At 66.8% G+C, this 6,820-nt stretch carries 9 protein-coding genes; 5 read left to right on the top strand and 4 right to left on the bottom strand.

From position 1 onward, the window contains the following. Positions 1–345 precede the first annotated feature (345 nt). Positions 346–726 (bottom strand): hypothetical protein, encoded by a 381-nt coding sequence (locus tag IG69_RS0119250; RefSeq protein ID WP_030529789.1) that lies wholly within the window; start codon positions 724–726, stop codon positions 346–348. A gap of 492 nt (positions 727–1,218) precedes the next feature. On the opposite strand from IG69_RS0119250, the gene IG69_RS0119245 reads away from it, so the two are divergent. Together IG69_RS0119245 and IG69_RS0119240 are read left to right on the top strand one after the other, a co-directional pair. Next, positions 1,219–1,668, top strand: coding sequence for a peptidase inhibitor family I36 protein (locus tag IG69_RS0119245; RefSeq protein WP_030529788.1), 450 nt, complete (start codon positions 1,219–1,221; stop codon positions 1,666–1,668). Then, positions 1,665–2,078: a hypothetical protein gene (locus IG69_RS0119240; protein ID WP_030529787.1), complete on the top strand. Its 414-nt coding sequence runs from the start codon at positions 1,665–1,667 to the stop codon at positions 2,076–2,078. Before IG69_RS0119245 ends, IG69_RS0119240 begins: the two co-directional genes overlap by 4 nt. A 156-nt stretch (positions 2,079–2,234) precedes the next feature. Here IG69_RS0119240 and IG69_RS0119235 read toward each other — a convergent pair whose 3' ends face one another. Next, the gene (locus IG69_RS0119235) at positions 2,235–2,486 is read right to left on the bottom strand and encodes a hypothetical protein (RefSeq protein WP_157577737.1); all 252 of its coding nucleotides are present in this window, start codon (positions 2,484–2,486) and stop codon (positions 2,235–2,237) included. A 303-nt stretch (positions 2,487–2,789) separates the two neighbouring features. On the opposite strand from IG69_RS0119235, the gene IG69_RS0119230 reads away from it, so the two are divergent. Continuing rightward, positions 2,790–2,999: an Lsr2 dimerization domain-containing protein gene (locus tag IG69_RS0119230; RefSeq protein WP_030529785.1), complete on the top strand. Its 210-nt coding sequence runs from the start codon at positions 2,790–2,792 to the stop codon at positions 2,997–2,999. A 370-nt stretch (positions 3,000–3,369) separates the two neighbouring features. On the opposite strand, the gene IG69_RS0119225 is transcribed toward IG69_RS0119230, so the two are convergent. Both IG69_RS0119225 and IG69_RS21360 read right to left on the bottom strand, forming a co-directional pair. Continuing rightward, positions 3,370–4,299, bottom strand: coding sequence for a hypothetical protein (locus IG69_RS0119225; RefSeq protein WP_030529784.1), 930 nt, complete (start codon positions 4,297–4,299; stop codon positions 3,370–3,372). Positions 4,300–4,348: 49 nt separating this feature from the next. Continuing rightward, positions 4,349–5,410, bottom strand: coding sequence for a helix-turn-helix transcriptional regulator (locus IG69_RS21360; RefSeq protein WP_084696940.1), 1,062 nt, complete (start codon positions 5,408–5,410; stop codon positions 4,349–4,351). A 348-nt stretch (positions 5,411–5,758) separates the two neighbouring features. Here IG69_RS21360 and IG69_RS0119215 point away from each other — a divergent pair, with 348 nt between their 5' ends. Further along, positions 5,759–6,034 (top strand): hypothetical protein, encoded by a 276-nt coding sequence (locus IG69_RS0119215; protein WP_030529782.1) that lies wholly within the window; start codon positions 5,759–5,761, stop codon positions 6,032–6,034. Positions 6,035–6,150: 116 nt separating this feature from the next. Continuing rightward, on the top strand, positions 6,151–6,820 hold a 670-nt coding region (locus tag IG69_RS20585), incomplete at its 3' end, for a hypothetical protein (RefSeq protein ID WP_036830654.1).

Genomic DNA, 6,820 nt, shown 5'->3' with positions numbered 1-6,820 from the left:
CCGCCCACCCCTGGCGACGGACCCGGTCCACCAGAAGACGACGACCATGAACATTCAGACGAGCGTTAGCGTGGGCCACGAGAACCTCCGGGCGGTGTATGACCTAGACAATCCACACCTCACCCGGAGGTTCTCCTCCTCGTCAACGCCTACGCGTCACCAACGTCCCGGCCGAGTACACCTAGAAGGCCCGCTCCAGCGGCGCCGCGCGAGCGGGGTGGAGCATTGAGGACCAACCCCGCACAGAGAGCATCCTTCGAGCCGGCTTGCGGAGCAGCACGCCGCCTTGGCCCCTGCTGGGCTGCCCCGGCGACGACGCCGGGGCAGCCTTCTAGGCACGTCCGCTCAGGAGGCGACCCACCGGACCGTGCAGTTGGCAGTGCCGCGCTGCTGAGTAGCCGCACGCCAGACCCAGTCGCACACCGTGATCTCGATCTGGTGCCCGTCGGGGATGCCCGAGATGGTCTCGCAGCCGTTGAACACGGTCCTTTGAGGAATCCACCCTCCGAGCTCCACGACGACCTGACCCCAGGTGCCATCGCCATCGTTGCTCGCCAGGTCGCAAGTCACGAACTGGTCGTTGCCATCGTCGTACCAGCCGTACGACTTTCCGCTCGAGGAGAAGACCTTCTGATCGGCCGCACTCGCTGGCGCCGCCACCATCACGGCCGATGCAGAGACCGCCACAGCCACCGCCGCAGCGGAAGCGACCTTCTTCATGTTCATCGTTAAAGCTCCTGTCGTCGTTGGCCCAAGACACCCCTGGGCGCATGCGGGAGGGAAGGGCGCGCACGTCGTGGCCCCCACGGCGGAACCTAACGGTCTTCGACATCACGAAAAGTTGGACACGCGGGCCAGCCCTTGTTGCAGCAAGCTGCACCTCTGCCGCAGGTGGGTGCTCACGTCCCCTGCCACGACTACGTGACGCCGGTGCACCCCCGCCCACATCGTGCGCGAACAACTGCGATCCAAATCCTCTGCCTCGCAACGATTCTGTGCCGATGTCCACTCTTGACAGAGAGCGGCGACTGCTTCTGCCGGTCGGGCACGGATGGCCGGGTCCTGGCCAGTAGAGGACGTGGCCGTTTCTCCGGTTGCGAACGAGCTGGGCCAAGAGCAGGCTGCACCCGGCCGCCAGCTCACGAGCGGCTACGTGGGGGAATCATGCCGAGCTCGAGGGTTCCTCACCACGGTCAAGCCTGACGTAGGGAGAGTCGAATGAGAAACCAGCACAAGGTCATCGCAGGGATCGGAACGCTCGCCGCGGCTGCAAGCATCGTTGCGGCAGCACCCGCCGCCAGCGCCTCGGGGACGCAGAACTACTGTCCGACGGACAGGGTGTGCCTGTGGTTCAACAGCGGCTACTCCGGGGCGCGCGCCGACTTCAGGGTCAGTGACGCGAACCTGTCCAACGAGCTGTTCAACGACGGACCGGTGGGAGCCTCCGGATGGCTCGTCCAGGTCGAGGACAACGCTGCCTCCTTCCACAACCGCAGCGGCAACACGGTGATCTTCTTCAATTTCCGAAACTGCGACGTCGACGGCGCTTACCGGGTCGTGGCTGATGGCGCGAAAGACAACTTCGGTGACGCACTGAAGAACAAGGTGTCCTCGTTCATCATCAGCAACGAGGGCGTGTGCACCAACGTCGACCAGAGCAACGCATGAGCAGGCCGGTCGCGACGCGCCGCCGCACCCGAGGCGTCTTGGCCGGGGCCGTAGCTGTCCTTGCCGGAGTCGCCTTCGCCGTGCCGGCTCAGGCCAGCGACCAGTCCTGGTCGGTCAGCGACGGCGGGGCACTCAGAGCCCGGGCCAGTTTCGATGACGCCGCCAACCGGGTATACGTGACGGAGTCGCGGGTCAATGACGGTGTCGACCAGTACAACCGCGGCGCGGTCATTGATGTCTGGCGTGCGGGCAACAAGGGCGGTACCCACGTGAAGTGCTACTCCTCCAACGGTGGCAGTGACCAGTGCGCCTTGATCTGGGTCGAGGACACTCCCCTCGAGGGCGAGCTGTGCTGGATCGAGGCGTACTTCTCCTACAAGTGCTCTCCCATCAAGGACTTCTACAGCTGAGTGGCAGGTGCGCTCGGCACGCCCCGTCGGGCGTGCCGAGCGCAGCACTTGGTTGCGCGATCCCGAATCTCTTTCGGCGGTAGTCCGTATTGCCACTTGCCGCTTTCTCGACACCGCTGGCGCGGTCGGCGACCGAGGGACCCTCGCAACGTTGGCCTAGATGCGCTGATCCCACCCCTGCTGGAGGTCCTGCCACCCGCACACGTCGCACTCCAGGACGTTGACGAGGTACACCTCGGCGGTGACCACCCCCTCGTCGAACACGAGAAGGCCGTGCTGGTCACGCCCGATCACGCCGTAGCGGGTCACGCGCTCGGTCTCCTGGACGTTGCTGAGCGCTTCGGACTCTCCGCACCCGGGGCAGCAGAGGGTCTGGGTCACGATGGCGCGCTGCGCTGTTGCTGTCATGACGTGCACGGTGCGAGTTCGTTTTGCCGTGTCAATCAGCCATGGAAGACCTAAATCGGCGATGCCGCTCGTGCAAACAGATGGCCGCGCTCAACGTCCGCGCTCCGCTCGTGCCGGGACGCCGGCGAGGTCGGCAGGTGGCGCGGGCCAAACAGCGCCTTGAGACGACGACAGGTCGCGCACGTCCATCCTGCGCGTGACCGCCTACGACTCGAGCTCGGCGATCACCCATGGCCACCGCTGCTGCAGCGCTCGCCGCGCTGGTAGCGTCTCTTGGTCACACTCCGAACGAGAGGACCATCGGTGGCACGTGAAGTTCGCACTTGGCTGGTCGATGACACCGACGGCGTGTCGGACGCTGAGGAGACGCTCACCTTCGGCCTCGACGGCGTGAGCTACGCCATTGACCTGACCCACACCAATGCGGCGAGGATGCGTACCGACCTGGCACCTTGGGTCGCTGCGGCGCGGCGTACCGGCGGTCGGCGACGTTCGTCGTCGGCGCCGAACTAACCGTTGGACGTTGCGCCCTCGCTACGCCGCGAGGCGGAGCTGACCCGAGCAAGCGCGATTCGAGCTCGAGAACTGCTGCGTCACGCGCTTCTCAGCCATATCCGCCCTGTGTCGTCTGAGCCGCGTCCGTCGTCGAGCGACACCCCTTGCGGTCGCATCTCATCCCTCGTGCAGGTTCGCGCCAAGTCCCAGCCGGTGCTCTTGAGGACCACTCGCCCCAGGGCGCTGCTGTCCGTTACGAGCCCCCCCCCCCCGTCTTTCGCGCTTGGCCGTGGTGCCCCTCGTGAATTTCGGGCGAACCTCGATGAGGAGGTCACGAGTAGCCCGCCGCTAGAGCGGCGCAGAGGCGCTCACGATCCCTGCCGCGAGTTCATCCTGAATCCGTCTGCGCCGCAAACTGCCTCCGCTCCTCTTGAAGCTGACGAAGTACGCTCACGGCCAGCAGGACAGACCAGATCGCGTTGGCGGGCGAGTACTGCTGCGGATCGACAGCGTGAGAGACGTTGTGTCGGTTCGGAGTAGATGGGACGGAGTCCCCCGGGTTCCACCGGGTGAGTGCCCGCTGGAGGCACAGAACGCTCAAAGCGGTTGCGAGACGCTCGACTTGGCGCGCGTCTGTGATGTCGGCCAAGTCCTCGAGGTAGCGGTAGAGGTCACCGACGCCGCGCGCGTTGACCGCCTCGATTCCGGCGACGGTCGCGACCTGCAACGAGAGCGCCTGAGCCGGGGCCGGCGCCGTTTGCACGCAACGGACGGCTTGGCGCATCACATCTGCGTACGCCACCAGGTCACCATGTGTGACTTGGGAGAGCACGTCGTCAGCGTGCTGCAGGACCCGCGAAGCATTGTCGATGAGGACCTGTGTGCGCTGCGCAGGTGGTGCATCCAGCATCTGCCCCAGAGTGGCACTGTCGGGGACCCACATGATCGGGTAGCCCTCACGCGCCAGTTGAGCCAGTCGGGGGTAGTCCCAGACCGAGCGCCAGTTCTCCGGACGAGCCCGCTCGACGTGTGCCACGTACTCCACCAGCGGACTGACGCTTTCGGCGGCCAGGCGCGCGGCACGGCCGAACTGGACTAGCGCGGGCGCGATGGCTCGCGCGGCTCGTCTCGCCAGCTCGGACTGCGCCTCCCAAGCCGGCCGCAGCGCGTCGACGATCGCCGGCATGGCAGCGACGAGACCCCGCACCTGCTCCTGGGTGAGTCCGTGCGGCAACGGTCCATCCCAAGCATCGACGGTCGTCTCCCCTGAGGCTCCCTCCTCGGGCGTGGCGTCCTCGAACAGGTCCCTCGAGCTCATGGGCGGCACGCTACACACGCGATCGTGCCCACGTACCGGGTCTGCGCTTTCAGCTGGCGGGGCCCCCCGGGACCCACCCCCGCCGGACCGCCTCCACGCCGAAAGCGAAGCGCGAGTCGACTCCCAACCGGGCAACCAGCTCGGAGGTCATGCGCCGCACGGTGCGCACCGATACCCCGAGCTGACGCGCGATCGCATCGTCCTTGGAGCCCCGAGCCATCATCGCGACGATCTCTGCCTGCGCCGGTGTCAGTTCGGAGCTGGACGTGGCAGGTGCAGCGCCTCGATCGCTGGCGTAGGAGTACCCGCTCTCCCAGTAGCGCTCAAACAGCGCCCCGAGCGCCCGCACGATGCCGTGCCCTCGCAGGATCAGCGCACCCTGTGACGGGTCTTCACCATCGGCCGCCACCACCGCGACCCGTTCGTCCTGGAGGATCATTCGTAGCGGGAGCGTGGGTACCAGCCGGATCTCGGCCCCCTGCGACGTGTACCACAGCATGTATTCCAGATGAGCACGATCGTTCAACAGCGACTCCAGGCACAGCAGCCGCACCCGGATCCCGCGTCGAAGCAGGTCCAGGTCCGAGGCCTTCGCCTGCTCCAGGGCCTCAGCCTGTTGACGGTTGGTCACGAAGATGCGCAGCTCACGATCTCCGTGTGCGTACAGCTCCTCGAGGCGGGCGACGATCTCGGCTGGCTCCGTGAGGTGCTCGAGCACCGTGACCGCTCGCCGCTCCCGGTCGGCTTGGAACTCGTTGACCAAGGTGGTCGCCATCACCCGCAGCTGCTCAACCTCACGCTCGTGGTCGCGCAGTCCTCTCTCTCGCGCGGCGACCATCTCCGCCAACCTCACCACGGGGTTGGTCGCTCGCAGACGCACGGAGGAGTCGCCCACGTCTGCCGCCACCTCCACCAAACCGTGGTCGATGAGCGCATCGACGGCTCGCTGCACGCGCTCCTCCCCCCCGGCGGCCTCCTGGCCGGCCAGCGGTCCCCGCACCCGCCCGCTCAGGACCTGTCGGTAGACGGCGAGCAGGTCATTTGTCAGCGCGAGCGGCTCGGGGATGTCTCCTTGGCGTGCCGTGTGTGACGTCGGTCCTGGTGCGGCCATGGCTACATGTTGACACCGCGAGGCTCTTCCGTCCGATGCGCAGCGCGGAAAACCATGGTGCTACGCCACGAATCGCGCTGTGCAAGCGCACCTTTCGTCGGTCTTACTCTCGCTGCCCGAAAGGTTCTATCGTCATGCCCGCACGTCGACTTCTCATCGCGGTGGTCGCCTTGGCACTCGCCTGCGCCGCCCCCGTCGCCGCTCAGGCCGACCCCAAGCCCACGGGAGGCCAAGGAGCGGTGTGCGCCACCTGTTGGTAGCCCCGGGGACACCCGCCCGGACCGCGGGAAGGGGGCGGCCCGGGCAGAGGAATCCTCACCCACTACCCACCTCACTGGAGCGCCTGCCGTGGCCACCAAGCTCATCTGCTACGACCTGAACCGACCTCACCAGGAGTACGACGAGCTGATCGACGCCATCAAGGGGCTTGGCCCGTGGTGGCGGCACCTCGACTCGACCTGGGTGGTTCGCACGAGCCTGAGCACCTCCCAGATCCGCGATCAGCTGGCCTCTCTCATGGACGGCGACGACGAGCTGCTGGTCGTGGACGTCACGAGCCGGCCACGAGCCTGGCGCGGCTTCAGCGCTCGCGCCGCACGATGGCTGAGGGACACCTGGGACTGAAGGGTTGGGCGTGACCGCTGCGTCCAACGGTGCTCACAGGGGCGCAGTTCCGGGCACGGGTTTCCGGCAAATGCTCGCCGCACGTACCTCTCGCATACCGGCGTAAGGAGGGCACGGTGACCTATCACCCGGCCGTGGCTGTGGTTGTGGTCAGCGCGGCGATGACAGCGTGGACGGTCACCAGCCGGCGATTGGTGTTCTGGGCCTCGTTCTCGCCGCTCGCGGCGGCTGTCGGCCTTCTCCTCACCTTCACGCTCCTCTGCTTTGTCTGCGCTGCCGGGGTGAGTTCGTCGGGCCTCCTGAGCCAGGGCGCACAGCATGAGCTCACACGGGACCTCGCGGCAGCCGGGGTCGCCGCGGCAGCGCTGCGGCGGGCAAAGGAAGGTGAGCGAGGCGCAACGCTCGCGCTCGGCTTCCTACCCGAAGTGCACTCATGGGTGGACGCGGCGGTCGAGCGCCGCATCGAGTTCGAGGCACGGCGGTTGAGCGACGCAGCACTCATCGACGCCGCCGCTGCGCTGGATGACCCGACCCGCGGTTACGGGCCGGGCTCCACCGCCGAGCAGCGCGCCGACTGGCGAAGACAGCAGGCGCTGCTGCTCGCCTCCCCCGACACTGCCACCGGCAGGCAAGCCCGCCAAGACATCATCTCGTTGGTGGGGACTGCTGAAGGTTCGGTTGACACCATGACCTGCCCTACAGCCTGGTTTCCAGATTCGGTGGTGAGTCTCAGGCGGGTTGGGGTGTCTTCTCGGAGAGTAGTTCGTGCTCGATCGGGGTGCGGTA

This window comes from Phycicoccus jejuensis, assembly GCF_000720925.1.
Classification (GTDB): domain Bacteria; phylum Actinomycetota; class Actinomycetes; order Actinomycetales; family Dermatophilaceae; genus Phycicoccus; species Phycicoccus jejuensis.
Note: the sequence above shows the minus strand (reverse complement) of the source record. Positions and strands in the feature narration are given on the sequence as shown.

What these genes read in the sequence shown, in the direction of transcription:
- IG69_RS0119225 (WP_030529784.1), bottom strand. Translation starts at nt 4,299, where the DNA reads ATGAGCTCGAGGGACCTGTTCGAGGACGCCACGCCCGAGGAGGGAGCC.
- IG69_RS21360 (WP_084696940.1), bottom strand. Translation starts at nt 5,410, where the DNA reads ATGGCCGCACCAGGACCGACGTCACACACGGCACGCCAAGGAGACATC.
- IG69_RS0119250 (WP_030529789.1), bottom strand. Translation starts at nt 726, where the DNA reads ATGAACATGAAGAAGGTCGCTTCCGCTGCGGCGGTGGCTGTGGCGGTC.
- IG69_RS0119240 (WP_030529787.1), top strand. Translation starts at nt 1,665, where the DNA reads ATGAGCAGGCCGGTCGCGACGCGCCGCCGCACCCGAGGCGTCTTGGCC.
- IG69_RS0119245 (WP_030529788.1), top strand. Translation starts at nt 1,219, where the DNA reads ATGAGAAACCAGCACAAGGTCATCGCAGGGATCGGAACGCTCGCCGCG.
- IG69_RS0119235 (WP_157577737.1), bottom strand. Translation starts at nt 2,486, where the DNA reads ATGACAGCAACAGCGCAGCGCGCCATCGTGACCCAGACCCTCTGCTGC.